The organism is Stenotrophomonas sp. K-6 (assembly GCF_056861555.1).
Genome location: NZ_JBSPUC010000002.1, coordinates 521,683 through 545,941, shown reverse-complemented (window position 1 = coordinate 545,941; position 24,259 = coordinate 521,683). Strand labels below are relative to the sequence as shown.

The 24,259-nt window shown below is 66.7% G+C and carries 20 protein-coding genes; 9 read left to right on the top strand and 11 right to left on the bottom strand.

The genetic code is table 11. The features are described 5' to 3' along the window. Positions 1–66: 66 nt before the first annotated feature. Together rlmKL and AC13F7_RS07895 are read left to right on the top strand one after the other, a co-directional pair. Entirely contained in the window at positions 67–2,211 is a 2,145-nt protein-coding gene (gene rlmKL, locus AC13F7_RS07900; protein WP_482999783.1) for a bifunctional 23S rRNA (guanine(2069)-N(7))-methyltransferase RlmK/23S rRNA (guanine(2445)-N(2))-methyltransferase RlmL, read from the top strand. A 15-nt stretch (positions 2,212–2,226) separates the two neighbouring features. After that, positions 2,227–2,763: a GNAT family N-acetyltransferase gene (locus tag AC13F7_RS07895; RefSeq protein WP_482999782.1), complete on the top strand. Its 537-nt coding sequence runs from the start codon at positions 2,227–2,229 to the stop codon at positions 2,761–2,763. 34 nt (positions 2,764–2,797) lie between these two features. Here AC13F7_RS07895 and AC13F7_RS07890 read toward each other — a convergent pair whose 3' ends face one another. From AC13F7_RS07890 to AC13F7_RS07880, 3 genes are read right to left on the bottom strand one after another with little or no spacing between them, the layout of a single operon-like run. Continuing rightward, the gene (locus AC13F7_RS07890) at positions 2,798–3,133 is read right to left on the bottom strand and encodes a DUF3325 domain-containing protein (RefSeq protein WP_482999781.1); all 336 of its coding nucleotides are present in this window, start codon (positions 3,131–3,133) and stop codon (positions 2,798–2,800) included. Next, positions 3,130–4,746, bottom strand: coding sequence for a PepSY-associated TM helix domain-containing protein (locus AC13F7_RS07885; protein WP_482999780.1), 1,617 nt, complete (start codon positions 4,744–4,746; stop codon positions 3,130–3,132). The genes AC13F7_RS07890 and AC13F7_RS07885 overlap by 4 nt, the downstream gene beginning before the upstream one ends. After that, positions 4,743–5,102 carry a DUF3649 domain-containing protein gene (locus AC13F7_RS07880; RefSeq protein ID WP_482999779.1) on the bottom strand — a complete coding sequence of 120 codons (360 nt, stop codon included), beginning with the start codon at positions 5,100–5,102 and terminating at the stop codon, positions 4,743–4,745. Before AC13F7_RS07880 ends, AC13F7_RS07885 begins: the two co-directional genes overlap by 4 nt. Positions 5,103–5,540: 438 nt before the next feature. Between AC13F7_RS07880 and AC13F7_RS07875 the strand changes: the two genes are divergently transcribed. Together AC13F7_RS07875 and AC13F7_RS07870 are read left to right on the top strand one after the other, a co-directional pair. Continuing rightward, positions 5,541–7,901 (top strand): TonB-dependent receptor plug domain-containing protein, encoded by a 2,361-nt coding sequence (locus tag AC13F7_RS07875; RefSeq protein ID WP_482999778.1) that lies wholly within the window; start codon positions 5,541–5,543, stop codon positions 7,899–7,901. Continuing rightward, the gene (locus tag AC13F7_RS07870; RefSeq protein WP_482999777.1) at positions 7,901–9,196 is read left to right on the top strand and encodes an aminotransferase class V-fold PLP-dependent enzyme; all 1,296 of its coding nucleotides are present in this window, start codon (positions 7,901–7,903) and stop codon (positions 9,194–9,196) included. Before AC13F7_RS07875 ends, AC13F7_RS07870 begins: the two co-directional genes overlap by 1 nt. Positions 9,197–9,258: 62 nt before the next feature. Here AC13F7_RS07870 and AC13F7_RS07865 read toward each other — a convergent pair whose 3' ends face one another. From AC13F7_RS07865 to aptA, 3 genes are all read right to left on the bottom strand, one after another. Beyond that, positions 9,259–10,551, bottom strand: coding sequence for a DUF445 domain-containing protein (locus AC13F7_RS07865; RefSeq protein ID WP_482999776.1), 1,293 nt, complete (start codon positions 10,549–10,551; stop codon positions 9,259–9,261). 125 nt (positions 10,552–10,676) lie between these two features. Then, on the bottom strand, positions 10,677–11,567 hold the full coding sequence (locus AC13F7_RS07860; RefSeq protein WP_482999775.1) for a ParB N-terminal domain-containing protein: 891 nt from the start codon (positions 11,565–11,567) through the stop codon (positions 10,677–10,679). 79 nt (positions 11,568–11,646) lie between these two features. Then, a complete protein-coding gene (gene aptA / locus AC13F7_RS07855) occupies positions 11,647–12,999 on the bottom strand; it encodes an omega-aminotransferase AptA (protein ID WP_482999774.1) in 1,353 nt (450 codons plus the stop codon). 114 nt (positions 13,000–13,113) lie between these two features. Here aptA and AC13F7_RS07850 point away from each other — a divergent pair, with 114 nt between their 5' ends. Then, complete coding sequence (locus AC13F7_RS07850; protein WP_482999773.1) at positions 13,114–14,616, top strand: aldehyde dehydrogenase; 1,503 nt, start codon at positions 13,114–13,116, stop codon at positions 14,614–14,616. 6 nt (positions 14,617–14,622) lie between these two features. On the opposite strand, the gene AC13F7_RS07845 is transcribed toward AC13F7_RS07850, so the two are convergent. Further along, a complete protein-coding gene (locus AC13F7_RS07845; protein ID WP_482999772.1) occupies positions 14,623–14,805 on the bottom strand; it encodes a hypothetical protein in 183 nt (60 codons plus the stop codon). 85 nt (positions 14,806–14,890) lie between these two features. On the opposite strand from AC13F7_RS07845, the gene AC13F7_RS07840 reads away from it, so the two are divergent. Further along, on the top strand, positions 14,891–16,168 hold the full coding sequence (locus AC13F7_RS07840; protein WP_482999771.1) for an MFS transporter: 1,278 nt from the start codon (positions 14,891–14,893) through the stop codon (positions 16,166–16,168). On the opposite strand, the gene AC13F7_RS07835 is transcribed toward AC13F7_RS07840, so the two are convergent. Next, positions 16,169–16,630, bottom strand: a complete 462-nt coding sequence (locus AC13F7_RS07835) for a bacteriohemerythrin (RefSeq protein WP_265310131.1) — start codon at positions 16,628–16,630, stop codon at positions 16,169–16,171. Positions 16,631–16,700: 70 nt separating this feature from the next. After that, positions 16,701–18,047, bottom strand: a complete 1,347-nt coding sequence (locus AC13F7_RS07830; RefSeq protein ID WP_482999770.1) for a diguanylate cyclase — start codon at positions 18,045–18,047, stop codon at positions 16,701–16,703. A gap of 247 nt (positions 18,048–18,294) precedes the next feature. Between AC13F7_RS07830 and AC13F7_RS07825 the strand changes: the two genes are divergently transcribed. After that, positions 18,295–18,705 (top strand): hypothetical protein, encoded by a 411-nt coding sequence (locus AC13F7_RS07825; protein WP_481470652.1) that lies wholly within the window; start codon positions 18,295–18,297, stop codon positions 18,703–18,705. 213 nt (positions 18,706–18,918) lie between these two features. Here AC13F7_RS07825 and AC13F7_RS07820 read toward each other — a convergent pair whose 3' ends face one another. Then, positions 18,919–20,529, bottom strand: a complete 1,611-nt coding sequence (locus tag AC13F7_RS07820; RefSeq protein WP_482999769.1) for an MASE1 domain-containing protein — start codon at positions 20,527–20,529, stop codon at positions 18,919–18,921. Between the two features lie 470 nt (positions 20,530–20,999). Continuing rightward, on the bottom strand, positions 21,000–22,286 hold the full coding sequence (locus AC13F7_RS07815; protein WP_482999768.1) for an NAD(P)/FAD-dependent oxidoreductase: 1,287 nt from the start codon (positions 22,284–22,286) through the stop codon (positions 21,000–21,002). A gap of 195 nt (positions 22,287–22,481) precedes the next feature. Here AC13F7_RS07815 and AC13F7_RS07810 point away from each other — a divergent pair, with 195 nt between their 5' ends. Together AC13F7_RS07810 and AC13F7_RS07805 are read left to right on the top strand one after the other, a co-directional pair. Then, positions 22,482–22,781: a gamma-glutamyl-gamma-aminobutyrate hydrolase family protein gene (locus AC13F7_RS07810; RefSeq protein ID WP_482999767.1), complete on the top strand. Its 300-nt coding sequence runs from the start codon at positions 22,482–22,484 to the stop codon at positions 22,779–22,781. Further along, entirely contained in the window at positions 22,778–24,175 is a 1,398-nt protein-coding gene (locus AC13F7_RS07805) for a glutamine synthetase family protein (RefSeq protein ID WP_123728825.1), read from the top strand. Before AC13F7_RS07810 ends, AC13F7_RS07805 begins: the two co-directional genes overlap by 4 nt. The last annotated feature ends 84 nt before the right edge of the window (positions 24,176–24,259 follow it).

The window sequence follows — 24,259 nt, the reverse complement described above, 5'->3', positions numbered from 1 at the left end:
CCCCGTGTCCGGCTGCTTGCCGTGCCCGTGGGCACCCCCTCTCCGCTGACCTGCGATACCGATTCCGTGAAATTCTTTGTTTCCTGCGCCAAGGGCCTGGAGTATCTGCTCGCCGACGAACTGTTGGCGCTCGGCCTGGACAAGGCCACCGCCACCATTTCCGGCGTCAATGCCGAGGGCGAGTTGGCGCAGGCGCAGCGCGTGGTGCTGTGGTCGCGCCTGGCCAGCCGGGTGCTGTGGCCGCTGGCCGAGTTCGAGTGCCCGGACGAGGGATCGCTCTACCAGGGCGTCTCGGCGATGGCGTGGGAGCAGCACATCAGCCCCGAGCTGACCCTCTCGGTGGACGCGCACGTGTCCGGTACCGAGATCACGCACGCGCGCTTCGCCGCGCAGCGGGTCAAGGATGGCGTGGTCGACAGCCTGCGCGCGCAGGGCCTGGAGCGGCCGTCGGTGAACGTGGAGTTCCCGGACGTGCGCATCAACCTGTCGCTGCGCAAGGGCCGGGCCACGATCTCGATCGATCTCGGCGGTGGCCCGATGCACCGCCGCGGCTGGCGCATGGCGCAGAACGAAGCGCCGCTGAAGGAAAACCTGGCCGCTGCCGTGCTGCTTCGCGCCAACTGGCCGAAGATCCACAGGGAAGGCGGTGGCCTGCTCGACCCGATGTGCGGCAGCGGCACGTTGCTGATCGAAGGTGCGCTGATGGCCGCCGACGTCGCCCCGGGCCTGCAGCGCCACGGCAGCATCCCGCCGAGCCGCTGGTTGGGCTTTGACCGCGAGAGCTGGAACACCCTGATGGCCGAAGCGCGCACGCGCGAAGAAGCCGGCCGCGGTGCGCTCAAGCAGGTCATCCACGGCAGCGATATCGACCCGCATGCGATCCGCGCGGCCAAGGAAAATGCCGAGACCGCTGGCGTCTCGCATGCGATCTGGTTCGGCGTGCGCGACGTGGCCGATGTGCAGGTGCCGCTGCAGGAAACCGGGTGCGTGGTCTGCAACCCGCCGTACGACGAGCGTCTGGCCGCCGATGCCCTGCTGTACCGCCGCCTCGGCGACGCGCTCAAGCGTGCGGTGCCGCAGTGGCGTGCCAGCCTGCTGTGCGGCAGCGCCGACCTGGCTTTCGCCACCGGCCTGCGCGCCAACAAGAAGTACCAGCTGTTCAACGGTGCCATCGAGTGTGCGCTGATCGTCTGCGACCCGATCGCGGTGCCGCAGCGCGAGAACGCCGGCCAGCCGCGCGAGCTCAGCGAAGGCGCGCAGATGGTGGCCAACCGCCTGCGCAAGAACATCAAGAAGTTCAAGACGTGGCGGGCGCGCGAGAGCATCACCTGCTACCGCGTTTACGATGCCGATCTGCCCGAGTACGCGGCCGCCATCGATGTCTATGAAGAAGACGGCGGTGCCCGCCGCACGTTCCTGCATGTGCAGGAATACGCAGCCCCGGCGACCATTCCGGATGTGGATGTGCGTCGCCGCCGCAACGAGTTGCTCTCTGCCGCGCGCGAGGTCTTCCAGGTGCCGGCCGAGCAGGTCGCGCTGAAGTCGCGCGAGCGTGGCAAGGGCGGCAGCAAGTACGGTCGTTTCGAGCAGCGCGGCGAGTTCGTGCTGGTGCGCGAGAACGAGGCGCTGCTGCGCGTGAATCTGTTCGATTATCTGGACACGGGGCTGTTCCTGGACCACCGTCCGCTGCGCTGGCACATGGCGCAGGAAGCCCAGGGCAAGCGTTTCCTCAACCTGTTCTGCTACACCGGTGTCGCCTCGGTGCAGGCCGCCGTGGCCGGTGCCGCGACCACCACCAGCGTGGATCTGTCCGGCACGTACCTGCAGTGGTGCGCCGACAATCTCGCGTTGAACGGCAAGGGCGGCAGCCAGCACCAGCTGATCCAGGCCGATGCGCTGGCGTGGCTGGAAGCCGAACGTCACCGCTTCGACGTGATCTTCTGCGATCCGCCGACGTTCTCCAACTCCGCCCGCGCCGATGACTTCGACATCCAGCGCGAACACGTGCGCCTGCTCCGTGCGGCCGTGGCCCGCTTGAGCCCGGAAGGCGTGCTGTATTTCTCCAACAACTTCCGCCGCTTCAAGCTGGACGACGAAGCGATCAGGGAATTCGCGGAGTGCAAGGAGATTTCGCCCGAGACCATCGGGGCGGACTTCGAACGCAACCCGCGCATCCACCGCGCATGGGAACTGCGCCGCTACGGCGCCTGACGGGAGGGGGCTGACATGGACGACAGCCAGCTCTACGCCGACGGACTGCTGCTGCGTCCGTTCGAGGATGCCGACGCCGCCTCCTTTGCGGCGGCGGTGCGTGAATCGGCCGAGGGCATGCGGCGCTGGATGCCGTGGAGTTCGGTCGACTACCGCGTCGAGCAGGCGCTGGCGTGGTTCCAGGCCTGCCGGGACGGCTGGGCAGCAGGCACCGCCTGCGAGTACGGAATCTTCGACCAGAACACGGCCGCCTTGGTCGGCGGCGCGGGACTGAACAAGATCCAGTACGACCCCCGGTTCTGCAATCTGGGCTACTGGGTGCGGCAGTCGTGCCGAGGCCAAGGCGTGGCGCCCCGCGTCGTGCAGGCGCTGTCCGTCCAGGCATTCGGGCCGCTGGGCCTGCATCGGGTAGAGATCGTCGTGGCCGTGGGCAACCTCGCCAGCGAACGGGTGGCGGTGAAGGCCGGCGCCCTGCGCGAGGGCGTGGCGCGCAACCGACTGGTCATCGACGGCCGTCCTGTCGCCGCGCACATGTTTTCACTGGTGCCCTGATCGGTGATCGCGATGCGGCTGCGAAGCTGCTCCCTCAGCGCGCGACCAGCGCCACCGCAAGCCCGACCACCGGTAACGCCCACGCCAGCGGCGCGATCCAGCGCGGGCGATACGGATACAGCCCGAACGCGATCAGCACTCCGCTGATCGTCATCGCACCCAGCCACAGCACCGGGCCGATCGCCCAGCCGTGGTCCAGCACGCACAGCGCGAACGCGACGGTCAGCAGCGTCCAGCCCGCCCAGCGCCATACCCGCATGCGCGCGGGACTGGCGCCGGCTTTGCCGTGCAGCTCCAGCTGGTGCTTGTCCATGGCCAGCGACAACGCAGTGAACGCCGAGAAGGTCAGCGTGATCGCCAGCAGCATCATGCCGTGGCTCCTGCGGCGGCCGCCTGCTGGCGGCGCTTCTTCTCGGCCGCGCTCAACGGGGGCTGCCAGCGCCGCATGCGATGGCCGCAGCAGGCCAGCATCGCGCCGAAGGCGAGCATGGTCAGATCGAACCCGGCCAGCACCCAGTCACCGGTGCGCAGGGTGATGCCCAGGTGCGCATGCGTGGTGACTGCGTTGACCACCGGAATCAGGGCGAACAGCGCGCCGCCCAGATACAGCTGCCACGTCCACATCATCCGCTTGGGCCAGAGGAAACCGGCCAGCAACGCGGCGGCCCAGGCATAGAAGAACGCATTGACCTCGGCAGAGGAGCGCTCGGCCATCTGGACCGGGAGCAGACGGTTGGCCAGGAAATAGGTGGCGAAGGCGATCGGCAGGCCGGCCACCGCGCCGATGTTGAGCGCATCGACCAGGCGCAGGCCGAAGCCGGTCTTGCCGGACTTGGCATGCTTCGGCCGTTCCTTCACCGCCCACAGCACCACGCCACTGGCGACCATCAGGCAGCCGATCAGCCCGGACAGGAAGAACAGCGCACGCAGGCCCCAATCGGCGAAGCGCGCCAGGTGCAGGCCGTACATCACGCCGCGGGTCTGGGTGGCACCGCCCGAGGCCGGGCTGGCCTCGAGCAACTGGCCGGTGATCGCATTGAAGCGCAGCGACGGGGTATCCACCGACAGCCGCTTTCCATCGCGCTGGGTGATGTCCACGATCGCGTTCGCCGCACCCGGGTGGTACAGGGTGAAGCCGGCCACATCGGCACCCTTCCATTCGGCGCGTGCGCTGTCCAGCAACTGCTGGATGGGCAGGGGTGCGGCGCGTCCTTCCGCCGGGGTATCGATCTCGGCCAGGCGCGCGAAGGCCTCGCTGAAGAACGCCTCCTCATCCTTGGGATAGGCCACGCTCACGCCCCATGGCAGGTACATGAACATCAACGTGACGATCCCGGTATAGGTGATCATCGCGTGGTACGGCAGCGCCATCACCGCGCTGACGTTGTGGAAATCCAGCCACGACCGCAGGCCCTTTTCCGGGCGGAAGGTGAAGAAGTCCTTGAAGATCTTCTTGTGCGTGATCACGCCGGTGATGATCGCCACCAGCATGAACATCGCGCAGAAGCCCACCAGGTAACGCGCCCAGTACACCGGGATGTAGTGCAGGTCGAAATGCAGGCGATAGAAGAAGTCACCGCCGCGGGTTTCGCGTGCGGCGATCTCCTCGCCGGTGTTCGGATCGACGGTGGCATCGCCGAAGCGGCCACCGCCGCGGCGGCGACGCTCGCCTTCCACCGGCGGCTTGACCATCGATTCGGGGTTGCGCCAGAACATGCGCATCGCCGGGTTGCGCGGGTCGGGCAGGGTGACGTTCCAGCTCTCGGCCTGCGGGGCCTTGTGCTGCAGGAAGGTCAGGGCGCGTTCGGCCGCCACGTCGGCGGTGACGCTGCTGCGCGGCAGCTCCGGGCGCATCCAGCGGCTGATTTCCTCGCGGTAATAGCTGGCCGTGCCGGCCATGAAAATCAGCAGCAGCAGCCAGCCCACCAGCAGGCCGGTCCAGGTGTGCAGCCAGGCCATTGACTGGCGGAATCCGTTCTTCATGCGACCCCCTGCAGCAGCCGGGTGCCGAGCCAGAACAGCGCGGTCGGGATCAGGATGCCGACCCAGGCGCGCAGCGCGGTACGGGTAGCGAACGCCCACAGCGCCGCGCAGGCGCACAGCACGATCGCCACCATCATCCCGGTCAGCACGGCTTGCCCACGCGCGATCGGCAGGGCGACGGCGAAGAACATCGAGCAGGTGGCGGCCAGTGCGTAGCCGCCGAAGATCGCGGCGAGCGAACGTGACAACACACCCAGCCAGGGGCGGGTGAAGAAGGAACCAAGACGGTTGAACCTGGCGCTGGCGTGCGGCGTGCTGTCCACGGAAACCTGCTGATCAATCGGGGAAACGGGCATCACCGGCCGCAGCCGGTGACGAGCAATAGTGGCCATCCCTGGCCGTGTTCACTGCGCGTCGCAGTAAGGCGACAGCACGAACGCGCAGCGACGCTGCCAGAGGAAGCAGGGCAGGCAAGGCAGAGCGGATCAGGGGGTGTACACGGGGCGTTGCGCGGGGAAGGCATGGTGCATCCGGGCGCCGATTGACCAAGCGTACAGCCGATCAGTGAATGATAGTCATTATCATTTCGTTAGACAAGCGCCAGGTCGGTGTCCGGGGCTGGTAAACGCCGTTCGCTGGCGTATGTGCGGCGGGCGAGAAGACCGTCGCCTGCGTGTCACTGCGGGGCAATATCGCGTCAACAGACTGTGAGGATGTCGTGACACGCCGTCGCGGCATCCCTCATCTGTTCGTTTGCGGAGTCGTCTGTGAATCGTTGTGTGCTTGCTGTAGCGGTGTCGTCCCTTCTCACCTTCGCCACGGCCGCCGATGCGCGTGCCGAGGCCGCCCCGGCAGGGACTGCCGCCGCCCCCGCCACCCTGGACACGATGATCGTCACCGGCACGCGCGGCAGCAACCGCACGCAGTTCGACACGCTGGCCCCGGTGGACGTGTTCTCGCAGGAAGAGATCCAGGCGATCGAGTCTTCCGACCTCAACGACGTGCTGGCCCAGTTGGTGCCGTCGTTCGTGGTCCAGCGCATGCCGATGAACGACGGCCTCGTGTTCGTGCGGCCGGCCACACTGCGCGGTCTCTCGCCGGATCAGACTCTGGTGCTGGTCAATGGCCGGCGTTTCCACCGTTCGGCGCTGCTGGGCGCGCGCGGTGCGCAGGGCCCGGACCTGGCGCAGATTCCGGTGCATGCGATCCAGCGCATCGAAGTGCTGCGTGATGGCGCGTCGGCGCAGTACGGCTCGGACGCCATCGCCGGGGTGATCAACATCATCCTGGATGACCGCGTCGGCGGGGAACTGTCGGTGGGCCTGTCCGAATACAGCGAAGGCGACGGGACCGGTCGCAAGATCGGCGGCCGGCACGGCTTCGCGCTGGGTGACAAGGGCAGCCTGTCGCTGTTCGCGGACTGGGACAAATCCGATGCGACCTCGCGCAGCCGCCAGCGCGCCGATGCGATCGCCTTCCAGAACGCTCATCCGGATCTGGTCGTGCCCGATCCCGTGCAGCGCTGGGGCCAGCCGGACCTGGAAAACCGCCATTTCGGTTTCAACCTCGACCTGGCCTTGAATGACAGCGTCGATCTGTACGGCTTCGGTCTGTACGGCCACGGCGAGGGCGTCAGTGATTTCAACTGGCGCAATCCCGATGGCACCGCCTCGGTCTACAACCGCAGCCGTGTGTTCCCCGGCTGGGATGCGCGCAGCCTGTACCCGACCGGCTTCAGCCCGAAATACGGCAACGAACAGGACGACCTGCAGGGCGTGCTCGGTCTGCGCGGCTACTGGGGCGAACGATGGCGCTGGGATGTGAGCGGCTCCTACGGGCGCAACCGCATCGACTACACGCTGGGCAATTCGATCAACGCCTCGCTCGGTCCGGACAGCCCTACCTCGTTTTACCTCGGCCGCCTTTCGCAGGAGGAGAAGAACCTCAACGCGGATATCGTCTACTCGCTCCCGGTCAGCGCGCTGGCCGCACCGATCAACATCGCCTTCGGTGCGGAAACGCGTGAGGAAACCTACGGCGTGGATGCCGGCGACCCGGCCTCCTATGCGATCGGCGCCGGAGCGGTGACCGGCCTGGCCGGCGGCGCCAACGGTGCCCCGGGCTTCAGCGCGGCCAATGCCGGGCGCTGGAGCCAGCGCAGCCGCGCGGCGTACATCGATGTCGAAGCGCCGTTGACCGCGCGCTGGACGGTCGGCGCGGCCACACGCTACGAGCACTTCTCGGCCTTCGGTGAGAGCGTGGACGGCAAGCTCTCCAGCCGCTTCGAGCTCACTCCTGACCTGGCCGTGCGCGGTTCGGTTTCCACCGGCTTCCGCGCGCCTACGCCGGGCCAGCTGTACACCCAGAGCACCCAGCAGGGCCTGGATACCGTGACCCTGCAGGTGTTCACCACCGGCCGCCTGTCGCCCAGCGATCCGCTGGCGATCCAGCTCGGTGCCCAACCGCTCAAGCCGGAGCAATCGCGCACCGCCTCGCTCGGCCTGACCTGGAAGAACGACCTGGGCTTCTCCGGCTCGGTGGACCTGTACGACATCAAGGTCACCGACCGCTTCAGCCAGTCGGCCTCGTTCGCGGTGCCGGCCGGCGTGCCCAACCCGCTGGCGTATACCTCGGTGAGTTTCTACACCAACGATTTCGACACCACCACGCGCGGCGTGGATGTGGTGGCCAGTCACACCACCGCACTCGGCGCGGGCCGCCTGAGCAGCACCCTGGGCTACAACTACAACCAGACCCAGGTCGACAGTGGCGCGACCGGCGTGGCGACCAATGACAGCCAGCGCCGCATCTTCGAAGAGCGCCTGCCGCGGCAGAAGGCCACGCTGAGCAGCACGTATGCGTGGGGTCGCTTCAGCGTGCTCGGCAAGCTGCGATACTACGGGGCATGGACAGACTCTTCGGGCAATGCCACGGGCGATATCTTCCAGCGCTTCGGGGCGATGAGCTTCGTCGATCTGGCGGTGAGCTGGAACGTGACCGAGCAGCAGACGCTGCGGATCGGCGCGGACAACCTGTTCAACCGCTATCCCGACGAGGCCAGCTTCCAGGCCAGCCGTGGCCTGATCTACTCGCGGAACGCGCCGTATGACACCGACGGCCGCAACCTCTACGCCGAATACCGGATCCGTTACTGATGGACCGGCAACGACGACACCTGCTGCGTGGCGCACTGGCCCTGCCAGTCGCCGCAGCACTGTCCGGTGCGACCGCCATGGGCGCTGAGCCGATGGCCCTGCCGGCAGTGGGCACGCGCACGCCGGGCGAGCTGGCCGCCGACGAAGGCTGGTGGGCACAGATCCGCGCGCTGTACGACCTCACCGACGAGGTCGTGATGCTGGACAACGGCTACTGGGGCGCGATGGCGCGCCCGGTGCTGCAGGCCTACCAGCAGGCCACCGCCACGGTGAATGCCGGCAATGCCTGGTTCGGGCGGCTCGGATTCCCGCCGCTGTTTGAGCAGGCCCGCGTGCGTCTTGCGCAGGTGCTGGGTGTGGAGACCGACGAGATCGTGCTCACCCGCGGTGCCACCGAGGCGATGCAGGTGCTGATCGGCAGCTACCGAGGGCTGTCGCCGGGCGATGCGGTGATGTACGCCGACACCGACTACGACAGCATGATCAGCGCGATGCAGTGGCTGCAGGCCCGGCGCGGTGTGCAGCCGGTGGCGATCACGCTGCCCGAGCCGTTCGACCACGACAGCATCGTGGAGACCTACCGCCGCGCGCTGGCCGCCAACCCGCGCGTACGCCTGCTGCTGCTGACCCACGTCAACCACCGCAACGGCATGCTGCTGCCGGTGGCCGAGATCGCCGCACTGGCCAGGGCGGCTGGCGTGGAGGTGCTACTCGACGCCGCGCACGGCATCGGCCAGGTGGACACGCCGCTGCGCGCGCTGGGCGTGGATTTCATCGGGATCAACCTGCACAAGTGGATCGGCGCGCCGGTAGGGGTCGGCGCGGTGTATGTCCGCCGCGGGCGGGTGCGTGACCTCGATCCTTACATGGGCGAGGAGGACCACGACGACATCCGTACCCGTGTACACACCGGCACGGTCAACTTCGCGGCCTACATGGCGTTGCCGGCGGCACTCGACCTGCACGAGCGCATCGGCGTGGCCAACAAGCGGGCGCGCCTGCTGCGCCTGCGCAATCAGTGGATGGACGCGTTGCGCGGCGACGAACGCCTCCAGCTGCTCGGCTCGGATGACCCCCGCCTGTCCAGTGCGATCGCCTCCTTCCGCCTGCGCGGACAGACCACGATGCGCGACAACATGGCCACCTCGCAGCGGATGGTGAAGCAGTCCGGCGTATTCGTGGTGCCACGCGAAGGGCTGGCCTCGGGCGCCTGCCTGCGGGTGACGCCGGGCATCTTCAGCACACCGGCGCAGATGGACGCACTGGTGGCGGCAGTGCGCGCGGTCGCGGGGTGACGCAGCCAACAACGCTGGCGGTGTTTCCGCCAGCGTCGTCGGCCGCCGCTGCGGTTATCGCGTTACCAGCGGAACCACACCGTCAGCGCATGCAGGATCACGCCGATCAGACCACCGACCAGGGTGCCGTTGAAGCGGATGAACTGCAGGTCGCGGCCAACACTCAATTCCAGCTGCTCGACCAGATGGCGTTCGTCCCAGCTTTTGACGGTCTGTGCGATGTGTTCGGTCACGCCGCTGCGCAGCCGCGTGGTCAGGCGCTCGGCACCGTCCATCAGGTGCTGGTTGAGCGCTTCGCGCAGTGACGGGTCGGCCTGCAGCGCCTCGCCCACGGAGGCCAGGCTGCGGCGCAGGTGACCGGCCAGTGCGGAGTCCTCGCTGGCCAGGTCGGCGCGCAGGCTGGCGTGGATGCGCGCCCACAGGCCCTGAACGTATTCCTGCACGGCCGGATGGTCGATCACCTGCTGCTTGAGCTGTTCCACCTTGTCGGCCAGGGCCGGATCTTCGCGCAGCCGCTGGATGTAATCGCTCAGCCAGGTTTCGTAATCGCGCCGCAGCGGATGCTCGGGCTGGGCCAGGATCTGCTGCAGTTCTTCCAGCACCGCATGCGCGAGGCGCTCAGCGAGGGTGTCGCCGATTTCATCGATCGGTTTGACCCAGTTGACCGTGCTGGCCAGCTTGGGCCACTCGCGCTGGATGTAGCCCACGATCAACGTGGACGCGCGATCTTTGACCTTCTCGTTGCCCAGCCATTCGCTGATCCGGGTCAGGCCTTCGTCCAGCACGCGCTGGTGGCGGTTGTCGGCCGTGAGCAGGCCGAGCAGTTCGCCCGCGGTGGCCGCCGCATTCCACTGCCGCAGCTGCTGGATCACAAAGCCCTGGATGCTGCGCCGGACGGCGGCCTCATCCAGGAAGTCCAGCGCCTGCAGTGCCCAGCCGCGCGCCATGTCGGCCAGCATGCGGGCCCGCGCGGGCTCGGCCAGCCAGCTGCCCAGGCGGCTGGCCGGATCGAACACCTGCAGCCGGGCCAGCAGCGCCTGCGGTTCCAGGAACTGGTCGCGCACGAACAGCGCCAGGCTGTCGGCGATGCGGTCCTTGCTGCGGGGAATGATCGCGGTATGCGGGATGGGCAGGCCGAGCGGGCGCCGGAACAGGGCCACCACCGCGAACCAGTCGGCCAGCGCGCCGACGGCCGCAGCCTCGCAGAAGGCCGAGACCCAGGCCCAGATGCCGCGTTCGCCGTGCCAGTGGCTGACCGCGAAGCCGGCCAGCATCGCCACCAGCATGGCCAGGGCGATCAGTTTGAGCCGGCGCAGCTGGGCGCGGCGCGGGTCGGGAGGGGAGGTGGGCGTCATCCCGTCAGTTTAACGACCCCGGCATGAGCAACAGGTAGTGCCGGCCGCTGGCCGGCAACCAGGCGTCAGGCGTTCGCATCCGACGTGTGTTCGCGTTGCCGGCCAGCGGCCGGCACTACACCGGATCAGGCGTCGGCCAGCTCGCTGTCCTGCACCTGCTTGCGCAGCGCGGCCAGTTGCTGACGCAGGGTGTCGTTCTCCAGGGTCAGCGCGATGATGCGCTGGCGCAGCTCGGCCGGGCCTTCGCCCAGCGCGTTGAGCGCGTCAGCAATCTCGGCGGCGCGGCTGGGGTCGGCCTCGGCGTCGCCATCGGCACTGTGCAGCACCTCCTGGGCGGGCTTGCGCGGCTTGCGCTTGGACTCGCGCACGCGCTTGGCGGCCTGCTTGAGCTCGTCCTTGCCGGCGGCGGCCGCGGCGCGCTGTTCGTCTTCGGGCAGGTCGGCCACGGCGGCTGCGGCGCTGATCGAGATCACCCCGGTCTTGACCGCTTCCACCAGTTCGGGCGCGGCCTGCTTGTGGATGCGCTCGATCATCGTCACCTGGCTGCTGCTCAGGCGCGCTTCGCGCGCCATGTCGGCGCGGCTGACCTTCGGCGCGGCGGCCCATGGCGGGTTGTCCTCGTCACCGGCATCGGCCGGGCCGCTGATCTCGCCATCACTTTCCTTCTGCAGCTGGGCCTGGTCGGCGCGGTGGCGCTCGGCCAGGATGTCGCGCTTGCGCAGCGCCAGCACGCCGCGCTGGAAATCGGAGACGCTGCGGCGGCCCAGGTGCTGTTCGATCATCCACAGGTGGACGTCGTCCATCGACTGGAAGCGGGTGTTCTGGATCGTCTGGAATGGCAGGCCGTGCTTCTGGCAGATGCCGTAGCGGTTGTGACCGTCCACCAGCACCTCGCCCCATAGCACCAGCGCATCGCGGCAACCCTCGGCGAGGATGCTGCGCTCCAGCGCGTCGTGCTCGTCCTGCGTCAGCGGGTCGATGTAGGCCTTGAGTTCTTCTTTGACGACAATGTCCATGCAATCCGGTACGCGAGCGAAACGTGACCGACCATTGTAAGGAACGGGGCGGTCGCCGTCGTCGCCGGTGGATTCAGACTCAGCCGGTGGCGCGGATCATCTCGCCCAGCACGTCCACGATGCGGTCGATGTGGCCGCGCTCCAGGATCAGCGGGGGCGACAGCGCGATCACATCGCCGGTGCAGCGCACCAGCAGTTGGCCGTCGCGGAAGCAGCGCTCGAACACCTCGTAGCCGCGGGCACCCGGAGCGTCCTTGCGGGGCATCAGCTCGACCGCGCCGATCAGCCCGAAATTGCGGATGTCGACCACATGCGGCAGCCCGCGCAGGCTGTGCAGGCGGTCCTGCCAGTAGTCACCCAGCTCGAGGGCGCGCTCGAACAGATGCTCCTCGGCGTAGGTATCCAAGGCGGCCAGCGCTGCCGCACAGGCCAGCGGGTGGCCGGAATAGGTATAGCCGTGGAAGAACTCGATCGCGGCCGGCGGCCCTTGCATGAACGCGCCGTGGATCGCATCGCTGGCCAGCACCGCGCCCATCGGTACCGCGCCGTTGGTCAGGCCCTTGGCCAGGGTCAGCAGGTCCGGGGTGACGCCGAAACGCTGTGCGGCGAAGGCGTTGCCGACCCGGCCGAAACCGGTGATGACTTCATCGAACACCAGCAGGATGCCGTGCTGGTCGCAGATCTCGCGCAGGCGCTGGAGGTAGCCCGGTGCGGGCAGGATCACCCCGGCCGAGCCGGCAATCGGTTCGACGAACACCGCCGCGATGGTGGACGCATCGTGCAGCGCGATCAGGCGTTCCAGATCCTCGGCCAGTTCGGCGCCGTGGCGGGGCAGGCCGGGGCTGAAGGCATTGCGCTCCAGATCCAGCGTGTGGCGCAGGAAATCGCTGCCGGCCAACAACGGCCCGAACGTTTTGCGGTTGTTGGGCAGGCCGCCGATCGACAGGCCGCCGAAGCCGACGCCGTGATAGGCCTTTTCGCGGCCGATGAAGCGGGTGCGCTGGCCCTCGCCACGCAGGCGGTGGTACGCAAGGGCGATCTTCATCGCGGTGTCGACCGCTTCAGAGCCGGAATTGGTGAAGAACACGTGGTTCAAGCTGGCTGGTGCCAGCGTGGCGAGGCGCTGGGCCAGCACGAACGGCAATGGCGAGCCCATCTGGAAGGGTGGCGCGAAGTCCAGCGTGGCCGCCTGCTGCTGGATCGCCTGCACGATCCGCGGCCGCGCATGGCCGGCGTTGCAGCACCACAGGCCGGCTGCGCCGTCCAGGATCGGACGGTCGTCGACATCGTGGTAATACATGCCCTCGGCGCGCACCAGCAGGCGCGGGGCCGCCTTGAACTGGCGATTGGCGGTGAATGGCATCCAGTACGCCTCCAGGTCCGCCGGCACACTGCTGGACAGGGTCGACAACGACGATTCGGGAAGAGGCATGAGGCACTCCGCAGGGGCGCGATGGTCACGACTTTATCGCACTCGCCTCACGTCATCCCGTGACGGTGGCGGGTATAACCGCCGTACCCGGATGAGTGAGCGAGGATGATGCCGATGACCACCGCACGCACCCGCGACGACTGGCAGCGCAAGGCCGATGCACTGACCTTCCAGGGTCAGGCCTTCATCGATGGGCGCTACGTCGATACTGCCAGCGGCGCGCGCTACGACTGCGTCAGCCCGATCGACGGGCGCGTCCTGGTGCAGGTGGCCGATGCTGATACGGTGGATGTCGACCGTGCGGTCGCGGCGGCGCGGCGCAGCTTCGACGCCGGCGACTGGTCGCGGGCCGCACCCTCGCACCGCAAGCAGGTACTGCTGCGGCTGGCCGATCTGGTCGAGCAGCATGCCGATGAGCTTGCGTTGCTGGAAACCCTGGACATGGGCAAGCCGGTGCGCGATGCGAGGCAGGGCGATCTGGCCGGCGTGTTGCGTTGCCTGCGCTGGACCGCCGAGGCGGTGGACAAGGTGTATGGTGAGGTCGCCCCGACCGCGCTCGACACGCTGGGCCTGATCACCCGCGAGCCGGTGGGCGTGGTGGCAGTGATCGTGCCGTGGAACTTCCCGCTGCTGATGGCCTCGTGGAAGATCGCGCCGGCCTTGGCGGCGGGCAATTCGGTGGTGCTCAAACCCTCCGAGCGCTCGCCACTGAGCGCCATCCGTCTGGCGGCGCTGGTGGTCGAGGCGGGTGTGCCTGAGGGTGTGTTCAACGTGCTGCCGGGCCACGGCGAGCGCACCGGCGAACCGTTGGCGCTGCACATGGATGTGGATGCACTGGCGTTCACCGGTTCCACCGCCGTGGGGCGCCGGCTGCTGCAGTGCGCCGGGAAATCGAATCTCAAGCGCACCTGGCTGGAGTGCGGCGGCAAGAGCCCGAACCTGGTGTTCGCCGACGCGCCCGATCTGGACAAAGCTGCGCAGGCGGCAGCCACCGCGATCTTCTACAACCAGGGCGAGGTGTGTACGGCCGGCTCGCGTTTACTGGTCCAGCGCTCGATCAAGGACGCGTTCGTGGCACGGGTGCTGGCGCATGGCCGGCATATGCAGCCGCAGCATCCCTTCGAGCCGGACGCCGCGATGGGCGCACTGGTCGACGAGGCGCATCCAGGCCGCGTGTTGGATTACGTAGCACGCGGTGAGGCCGATGGCGCGCGCCTGCTGCTGGGCGGCAAGCGGCTGGAGGTGGTGCCCGGTGGCAGCTACGTGGAGCCAACGGTATTTGACGAGGTCGATCCGCAGCACACCATCGCCCGCGAGGAGATCTTCGGGCCGGTGCTGTCAGTGCTCACCTTCGATCACGAAGACGACGCACTGCGCATGGCCAATGATTCGATCTACGGGCTGGCCGCCGGTGTGTGGACACGCGACCTTGGCCGGGCACATCGGGTGGCACGCGGACTGCGGGCCGGCAGTGTCTGGGTGAACCAGTGGGATGGCGGCGACATGACCGCGCCGTTCGGGGGCTACAAGCAGTCCGGTATCGGCCGCGACAAATCCCTGCACGCCTTCGACAAGTACACCGAACTCAAGGCGACCTGGATCCATCTGGGCGGGTAACGCCGGTCAGCAGTCCTGGTCTTGACGGATGAGTGACTCGCGCAGCAGGTCGCGGTCCATCTCATCCACGGCGTCGCGCAGATAGTCGATCTGCTGCCGGGTCAGGCGGCACTGGTCCACCGTGTAGCCCGGTGGCCAGGCGCCGATCAGCTGGAAGATGCCAGATGCGCAGGCCTCCGACCGGGTCACAGGCTGACAGTCTCGTCTGCAACCATCGCGGCAGGCATGGGGTGGCCGTGGCAGAATCCGGCAGCTGCCTCCTTCTGCGTACCCGATGTCCACACCTGCTGTCGCCCCTGTCGTGAACTCTCCCCGCCGCATCCTGCTGGCGAGCCTGATCGGCACCACCATCGAATTCTTCGATTTCTACATCTACGCCACCGCGGCGGTGCTGGTGTTCCCGCACCTGTTCTTCCCGGAGAGCAGCGATGGCGCGGCGATGCTGCAGTCACTGGCGACCTTCGCCGTGGCCTTCATCGCGCGGCCGGTCGGCTCGGCGGTGTTCGGTCACTATGGCGACCGCATCGGGCGCAAGGCGACGCTGGTTGCTGCGCTGCTCACGATGGGCATCTCCACCGTGGCGATCGGCCTGCTGCCCACGCATGCCAGCATCGGGCTGGTGGCGCCTGCGCTGTTGGCGCTGTGCCGCTTCGGCCAAGGCCTGGGGCTGGGTGGGGAGTGGGGCGGGGCCGTGCTGCTGGCCACTGAAAACGCACCGCCAGGCAAGCGCGCCTGGTACGGGATGTTCCCGCAGTTGGGCGCGCCGCTGGGTTTCCTGCTTTCGGCCGGTATCTTCCTCCTGCTGGGCCGTGCGATGAGCGACGCCGATTTCCTGCAGTGGGGCTGGCGCGTGCCGTTCCTGGCCAGTTCGCTGCTGGTCGGCATCGGCCTGTGGGTGCGCTTGAACATCCACGAGACCCCGCAGTTCCAGGCTGCGCTGGACCGCAACGAGCGGGTCAAACTGCCGATGTGGACGGTGCTGCGCGAGCATCCGCTGACCTTGGTGCTGGGCACATTGGGGGCGTTCGCTACCTTCGTGCTGTTCTACCTGATGACGGTGTTCACCCTGGGCCATGGCACCACCGTGCTGGGCTACTCGCGTGAGCAGTTCCTGCTGCTGCAGATGGTCGGCATCCTGTTCTTCGCCGCCGGCATCCCGATCTCCGCGCTGTACGGCGACCGCTGGGGCACGCGCCGCACGATGATCGTGGCCAGCGGGCTGATCCTCGCCTTCGGCGTCGTGTTCGCGCCGCTGTTCCAGTCCGGCAGCCCGTGGCTGGTGCTCGGCTTCCTGTCGCTGGGTCTGTTCCTGATGGGCCTGACCTACGGCCCGTGCGGCACCTTCCTGGCCGAGATCTACCCGGTCCAGGTGCGGTACACGGGCGCCTCGCTGTCGTTCAATCTTGCCGGCATCCTCGGTGCGGCCCCGGCGCCCTACGTGGCCACCTGGCTGGCCGAACGTTACGGCCTGGTCGCGGTAGGCTATTACCTGTGCGTGACCGCGCTGGTTACGATCGTGGCCCTGTTGGCGATGGGCCGGCGCGGCCGCTGATCAGCGGAAGAACCGCTTGAGCGTGCGGCCCAGCCAGCCGCCCTGCTGGTGCTCGCGCGCAAACTGGTTGAGGTGTTGTTTGACCTGAGGCGCGTAGGCCTTGTCATCGCCCCGGATATGGTTGAACAGCCAGCGCGAGAGCATCGTGCGCAGCTCTTCGGTAATGTCCTCTCCCGCCTGGAAGCGCAGCCGGTACTCGCTCACACGCTTACCGAAAATCTCGTGCACGCGCTTGTGTGCCGAGCAGAAGGGATAGCCAGCTTCCTCCATCAGCTCTTCTTCGAAGGCGAAATGGGACATGGTGTAGTCCACCAGCTCGTCGATCACCTCGGCCACGGCAAGGCGCTCCAGGCTTTTCTGAGCGACGTGCAGGTGGTTGAGCATCTCCACGATGCGCATGTGCTGATGATCGATGACATCGATGCCGATGTTCAGATCGTCCTGCCAGACCAGAAGTGCCATGGTGCGTTCCCCGCGCTGTTCAACTGGGGGCGACTCTAGGCACTCGAACCGGCGGCCGCGTTGATCTGGATCAAAGCACCGGTTCGGGCTCGCGGATCAGTGTGTTCGTGGTGACCGTCGCGCAGTGGACCCGGTTGCGGCCGCCAGCCTTGGCCAGATACAGCTGCCGGTCGGCTTCGGAGATCAGGCGGTGCAGCGAGTCGTGCTGCGGGCGCAGGCAACACAGCCCGATGCTGACCGTCATGTGCAGTGTGGCGTGTCCCACGTCCACCTCCAGCGCCGCGATGGCCTGGCGCAGCTGTTCGAAGTACGCCACTGCGCGGCTCTCGTCCAGGCCGGGCACCAGCAGGCAGAACTCCTCGCCGCCGAAGCGCGCGATCAGATCCTCATGGCGCGCATGCGCCGCCACGGCAGCGGCCACCGCGCGCAGCGCATCGTCGCCGGCCTCGTGGCCGTGGGTATCGTTGATGTGCTTGAAGTGGTCGATGTCGATCATCGCCACCGCCACCTGCTCGCCCTCCAGCTGCAGCTGCGGCAGCTGGCGCTGGCTCTGCTCCAGGAAGCAGCGGCGGTTGGGCAGGCCGGTCAGGAAATCGCGGGTCGCCAGGTCCTGCAGGGTGCCGATCAGCTCGAGCTGATCCACGTTCTGCGACACGCGACAGAAGAATTCCTCGCGTGAGAAAGGCTTGCGCAGGAAGTCGTTGGCGCCGTTCTTGAGGAAGCGGGGAATCAGCGAAGGGTCCGTGTTGCCGGAGATGCCGATCACCGCGAGCTTGTCGCGCGATCGCATCGTGCGCAGGCGACGGGTGAACTCCACGCCCTCCATGCCGGGCATTTCCTGGTCGACCACCGCCAGCCGGATGGCCGGGTGCGCTTCGATCGCCTTGAGTCCCGCAGCGCCGTCGGCCGCCTCGTATACGTCATGGCCGTACATGCGCAGCAAGGAGGCAGCGTACTTCCGCGCGGACATCGAATCATCCACCACCAGCGCGGCGATGCGCCGGTTGCGCTCCAGCCGCTGCACCAGCCACACCAGATAATCGATGCTGCCGGGCGTGTTCTTGAGCACGTAGTCGATGATCTGCTGCTGCAGCACACGCTTGCGCAGGTCCTCGTCGTACACGCCACTGACCACCACCGTGGGCAGCCCACGCGAGAGGAAGTAGTCCACCACGGTGTCGCGGTCGCCATCGGCCAGTACCAGCCCGGTCAGCACCAGGAACCAGCCCTGTTCCTCATCCAGCAACCGCCCGGCCTCGGTCAGGCTGGTCGCCACCGAGACCGGCAGCTCCAGCCGCTGCTCGATCGCCTCGCGCAGCATGCTGGTGAACGTGCGCGAGTTTTCCACCAGCAGGATCCGCTGGGGCAGGGCATCACCGGGGTCGCTGAGAACAGCGCCCTGCAACAGTGCCGGCATGAGGCGTACGCTCGGTTCCGAGGGGTCGGGACAGATAGCGGCGGTTTCACACGCAACTTTAGGGGCGAGGGGGTGCTGCGTACTGTCGCAGCCTCGGCCCGGGTGCCCGGTGGACCGTCTTGCTATGCCGGCGGCTCAGGCGGCCCGTGTAGATAGATTGACGGCCGCTTACGGTTACTATCGCTGAAGTTCCCCTCAACGTTTTAATCAGGAGGTAAATGTGCGCATTCCAAGGATTGTGGGTGTTGTGGGTATCGTGATTCTCGCGTCGTTTCCGATGGCTGGCATGGCGCAGTCAGATGATCACGGAGTCAAACTGGCGAAACGCGGGTTGGGACAGACGCAGCCATTGGCAGCGAATCTTAGCCAGGATTCGAATTGGCTGGTATATGGATTTGAGCGTGAGGGAATCACGTACTACCAGGTGAACGACCTTGCCGGCCGCGTGCACGTGATCATCGGAAATGCAGATGGCGTGTTCTGGGCATTGCCGGCTGGCGATGTTCCCGCGCGAGTGTCACTGCCGACGCTGCGCGTCCAGCCGCCGAGAGGCGCGAGGCGCTCCGAGGTGTACCGCGGCCCGCGCTTCTCGCTGGCGCTTTACGGGAGCGGCACTGATGCAGTCTGGTCGGTCGAGCCAGTGAACGGCAGCAACTAGGCCATTTGCAGCAGCATTAGGTGGAGTTTCATTGCCGCCTGGCACCCACCTAATCTAGGCCTCAGTTGATGGCTCCGTGGTGGGCCTGCGGGTGATGCGCTCACCTGCAGGTTCACGCTGCGGGGATATTCGCAGCTCACCCGCTGTTTCTCCAATGCAACTATTCCGCTGTGTTCGTCTGAAAGGCGATTGAGCCGCCGAGTCCGCAGGATGTCAGGTCAATGCCTGACTACTGCCGCGATCCGTCGTTTTCACGTATTCAACCGGGCTGCTATGCACGGCGTCATGGGGAGCGGTTCGCGGCATTTCCAGAAGCACCATCCTGACCCGATTGCGACGGCACTGCACAACACCGCCATAGGCAAGGGCTCGCCCCGCGAGACGTTCAACCGCCATGGACATGGTGGTTTCGGAAAGCGCATATGCGGCATCCAGCATTGCCACGGTGACTACGATTCCCCGATATCGCCCAAACCGCCCGCAGCGCGCGCGTACCTGGATCTGACCCGATTCAGTCTCCAGCAACAGTGTCACGGCATCGGTCATTGCACGGTAAGCAGCCAATTGCAGGCCAATACTCAATTGGCACGGATCCCCCTCCAGCCGGGGGCGGGTGACGCGATGGGTCAGCTCCCACGCTTCGCGTACGCCGCCAGCCTGCAGAGCAACATACAGGCCCAGGTGATCCAGGGCTGTCGGATAGACCATGCTGGTCTGCGCACGGAATTGCCGCGAATGCACGACAGCTGTGTGGAGCAATCCCCCGGCGATCTCGTGGTGCCCCTGCAGCTTCAGCCAGTTCACAACTTCATTGAGGGAGATGTCCATGCCATCCCCGATCTTTCTCAAGTGAAGCGCGCGTTCGCGAAGCCCCATTTCGCTTGCCACATGAGAGTTTCTAGCCAATTTGATCGCGTTCTTCTCGCCGTCGTCGCGAATCTTGTAGTGGTGGTAGTAGTGCGTGATGCGTGAGCCGAGGACCAGGAGTGCGACGCCCGCGATGGCCATGATCAGCTGCGTTGTAAAGGCATGAGGATCGAAAGACGATGGGTAAGGCTTAGGCGTAGTAAGGCCGATGATGAGGTTCAGCGTCGGTACCGCGATGGCAGCACCACGCCAACCTAATATGCACGTAAGCGCGATGGCCGGAAGCGCCATCAGCACCTGGAGGCTGGTTCTCGCGGTCGCTGAATCGGCAGGGAGGAACGCCGCAGAAACACCCAGTAACATCATCAGCCCGAGTGCCATGCCAGTAGGCTTGAAAAATCCCGCCGCCCAGTCTGACTCACTGCGCCGCCGTACCCAAAGCAATGCAAGGGGGGCTACCGTCAATATGCCGATGAAGTCGCCGACTGCGTATCGCGCTACAGTCGCGACAAAGGGGTTGTCCGGTGGTGTCGGCCAAAGGAACTGCGAAAAACTGCGGTTTAGCAGAGAAATGGCGACTGCGGAGGATGCTGCTACGGAAATCAGCCATACATTTGTCGTCGCTGCGATCATCTTGCGATGCAGGTGCACTATCAGCGCCACGATGGGCATCAAGAAGGCGGAGGCAAAGATGACCCAAGCCATGCCGTACTTGTCCACCATCGAGTAGCGCAGTTGTGCGAAATAGGCATATTCGCCGAGGATCAGGTAAGGCCACAGCCGCGGAGGGCACAGCAGCACCGCAGCAACACGTATGCCTGCTGGCAAGTAGAACTGATCAAGGGAGATTTGACGTGCGCCCCAGCACGCGAGTGCATAGATGACGGCAAGGACAAGCCCGATCGGCTCGATGCGCAGATTCAACTGAAGTCCATTTTTCCACCATTCTCCTCGCACCGGCTCCCCCTGTTCGTGCCTTCAACGTCCCTGTGTATCAATGCCGCGACCAGATTGGACGGTATATATCCGCGCCGGATTATGCAATTACGAAAGTGGTCGGGCGTGACGGCGACCACAGCGTGTGAGTTCACGAGCAGGCGTGTGCCGCGCTCATAGGCGTGACACATATCTCATTTCTATATGAAACTCTTCACGCTCGTCGTTGGGGGGCGTACTTGAGCTGCGCCGCGGAGATGCAGACGATTCCCGGTGGTCGAGGTATGCCCATCTCAGCGACCGCCTGCCTTGATATGACGCCTTCTCCCCACGTCGTTGCGCTGTGACACGCGGCGTGCTCAGCAAGGGGGGGCGCTCCACAGGGTCTGCTAGCACTGCCTGTTCTGGAGCTGCCCGGTGACGGAGCGCCCGCTTTCAGATGTCGCGCCGTGTCTCACTTTACCCGCGGTCGCCGAACGTCCCTTAAGCCCTCACCACAACGCGTCCCGCAGTTTGTACCAGGACATCGCCGCCACCAGCAGCGGCGTTCGCAGCATCCGTCCCCCAGGGAACGGCCGGTGGGGAATGCGTTCAAACACATCCAGGCGCTCGGCCTGGCCGGAGATGGCCTCGGCCAGCACCTGCCCGGCCAGCCCGGCAGCGGCTACGCCATGGCCCGAGAAACCCTGCGCGAAATAGACATTCGGCGTCAGCCGGCCCCAGTGCGGGGCGCGATTGCGGGTAATGTCCACGTAGCCGCCCCATACGTACTCCAGCTCCACATCGGCCAGCTGCGGGAACACCGCGCGCATGCGCCGGGTCATGACCCCGCGCAGACCCGGCGGAGGCAGGGCGGAGTAGCTGGCCTGGCCGCCGAAGAGCAGGCGGTGGTCGCGGCTCAGCCGGAAATAGTCCAGCGCCCAGCTGACATCGGCCACGGCCATGTCATTGCGGATCAGGGACTGTGCCCGCGCCTGCCCAAGCACCGCACTGGCGCCGATATAGGTGCCGACCGGCATGATCCGCGATTCCAGCTCCGGCGCGATGCCTTCCAGCCAAGCGTTGCCGGCGATCACCACATGGTCGGCGGTTACCGTACCGTGCGCGGTGCGCAGTTGCGGCCGCGCCCCACGGATCAGCTGCAGGACCGGGGACTGCTCGTGGATCACCGCCCCGGCACCCTCGGCCGCGCGGGCCAGGCCCTGTGCGTAAGCCAGGGGATGCAGGTGGCCGCTGTGAGGGTCGAACATGGCCCCGCGGTAGCGCGGGCTGTCGAGCTGACGGCGCAACTGTGAGCGGTCCCACCATTGCAGGGGATAGTCGTAGCGCTGGGCCAGATCGATCAGCCCGGCGCGCAACACGCGCTCCTGACGGGGTTTGATCGGCACGCTGGCGTGGCCATCGCGCCAGTCGCAGTCGATCTGATGCCGGGCGATGCGGTCGCGCAGCAGGCGCATGCCGTCGCGCGAAAACGCGAACAGCGTCCGCGCGTCCTCGGCGCCGACCAGGTGTTCGAGCGTGTCCACTTCACAGCCATAGCCGACGATGGCCTGGCCGCCATTGCGCCCGGAGGCGCCCCAGCCGACCCGGTGGGCCTCCAACAGCACGACGCGGTAGCCACGCTCGGCCAGGGTCAGCGCGGCGGACAGGCCGGTGTAGCCGGCGCCGAGCACACAGACATCGGCCTTCAGGTCACCGCTCAGCGGCGCGCGCAACGCAACGGCAGGCACGCTGTCGGCGTACCAGCTGGGCGCATGCGCCTCGCCGGCGGCAGTCATGCCGGGCACCGGCGGGAAGAGGACAGGACAACAATCATGGACAAAGAATGCCAGCAACCGGCGCGCGGGACAGGGGGCAGTCTGTCGCAGCGGCTGCCGCCTGCGTGTGAGGGACGCGCGCGGCGGGTGTGGCGCTGTGTTGCGCGACGTCTGCGCGCAGGCGTAACGTGGCTGCAGGTCATCCGAGCATGACGCATGGTCTCGCCCTCTTGGGTCGGCCTGCCCACCGACAGCACGATGCTGGGCCATCACCGCAGTGGCCGGCCGCCTGGATGGCCAGGCAACCGCCAGCATCGCTTGGCCGAGGGCCTGCAGATCGAGGCCGTCGCCGAGGATGGCCTGATCGACGACGCCCGCAGCGCCGCGCATCGTTTCTTGGTCGGCGTGCAGTGGCATCCGGAGTGGCGGGTGGCCGACAATCCGTCCTATCACAGCATTTTTCACGCTTTCGGCGATGCTTGTCGCCGCAACTCTCTTACAGCAGACCGGTCATGACCACCCGAACGCGTTCGCGCAAAGCCGCCGCCCCCAAGCCTGTTCCGCAGGAGAGCACGCTGCTGCGCTGGCTCAAGGACCGGCGCATCACCGAGGTGGAGTGCCTGGTGCCGGACATCACCGGCAACGCGCGCGGCAAGATCATTCCCGCCGACAAGTTCTCGCACGATTACGGCACGCGCCTGCCGGAGGGGATATTCGCCACCACGGTCACCGGCGAATTCCCGGACGATTACTACGAGCTGACCTCACCGTCGGATTCGGACATGATCCTGCGCCCGGATGCCGACACCGTCCGCATGGTGCCCTGGGCGACCGATCCGACCGCGCAGGTCATCCATGACTGTTTCACCAAAACCGGCGAGCCCCATGAGCTGGCCCCGCGCAATGTGCTGCGGCGCGTCCTCAATGCCTATGCCGAACTGGGCCTGCGCCCGGTGGTGGCGCCGGAGCTGGAGTTCTTCCTGGTCCAGAAGAACACCGACCCGGATTTCCCGCTGCTGCCGCCGGCCGGCCGCTCCGGGCGCCCTGAAACCGCGCGTCAGTCCTATTCCATCGATGCGGTCAACGAGTTCGATCCGATCCTCGATCTGATGTACGACTACTGCGATGCGATGAAGCTGGACGTGGACACGCTCATCCACGAATCCGGCGCGGCGCAGCTGGAGGTCAATTTCACCCACGCCAATGCGATGGATCTGGCCGACCAGGTATTCCTGTTCAAGCGCACCATGCGCGAGTCGGCGATGCGCCACGGGATCTATGCCACCTTCCTGGCCAAGCCGATGGAGAACGAGCCGGGCAGCGCGATGCACATCCACCAGAGCCTGCTGCGGATCAGCGACGGCAGCAACGTGTTCACCGGCGAGCATGGCGGTGAGGACTTCAGCCCGTTGTTCGGGCATTACCTGGCCGGCCTGCAGAAATACGTGCCGGCGGCGATGGCGTTCTTCGCGCCGAACGTGAACTCCTACCGCCGGCTGATGTTCGGCGAGGTCTCCCCGAGCAACGTGCACTGGGGCTTCGACAACCGTACCTGCGGGCTGCGCGTGCCGCTGGACACGCCGGAGAACATGCGGGTGGAAAGCCGGTTCGCCGGCTCGGATGCCAACCCCTACCTGGCGATCGCCGCGACCCTGGCTGCCGGGCTGCTCGGCATCCGCGAGCAGGGCTCCCCGACCGCGCCGATCAGTGGCAGCGCCAAGGAGCTCGGCTACGACCTGCCGCGCTCGCTGGGTGAGGCGCTGGACGGGCTGGAAGGCTGCCCGGAACTGCGCGAGATGCTGGGCGAGCGCTTCTGCCGCGCCTATGTGTCGGTCAAGCGCAAGGAATACGAGACGTTCTTCCGGGTGATCAGCTCCTGGGAGCGCGAGTTCCTGCTGCTCAACGTCTGACCCCGGGCGCACCTCCGGCATGGCCGTGAGGGCCGTGTGTGGGAAAATAGGGGCACGCCCGGTAGGCTGGCACCCGTTGCGCCG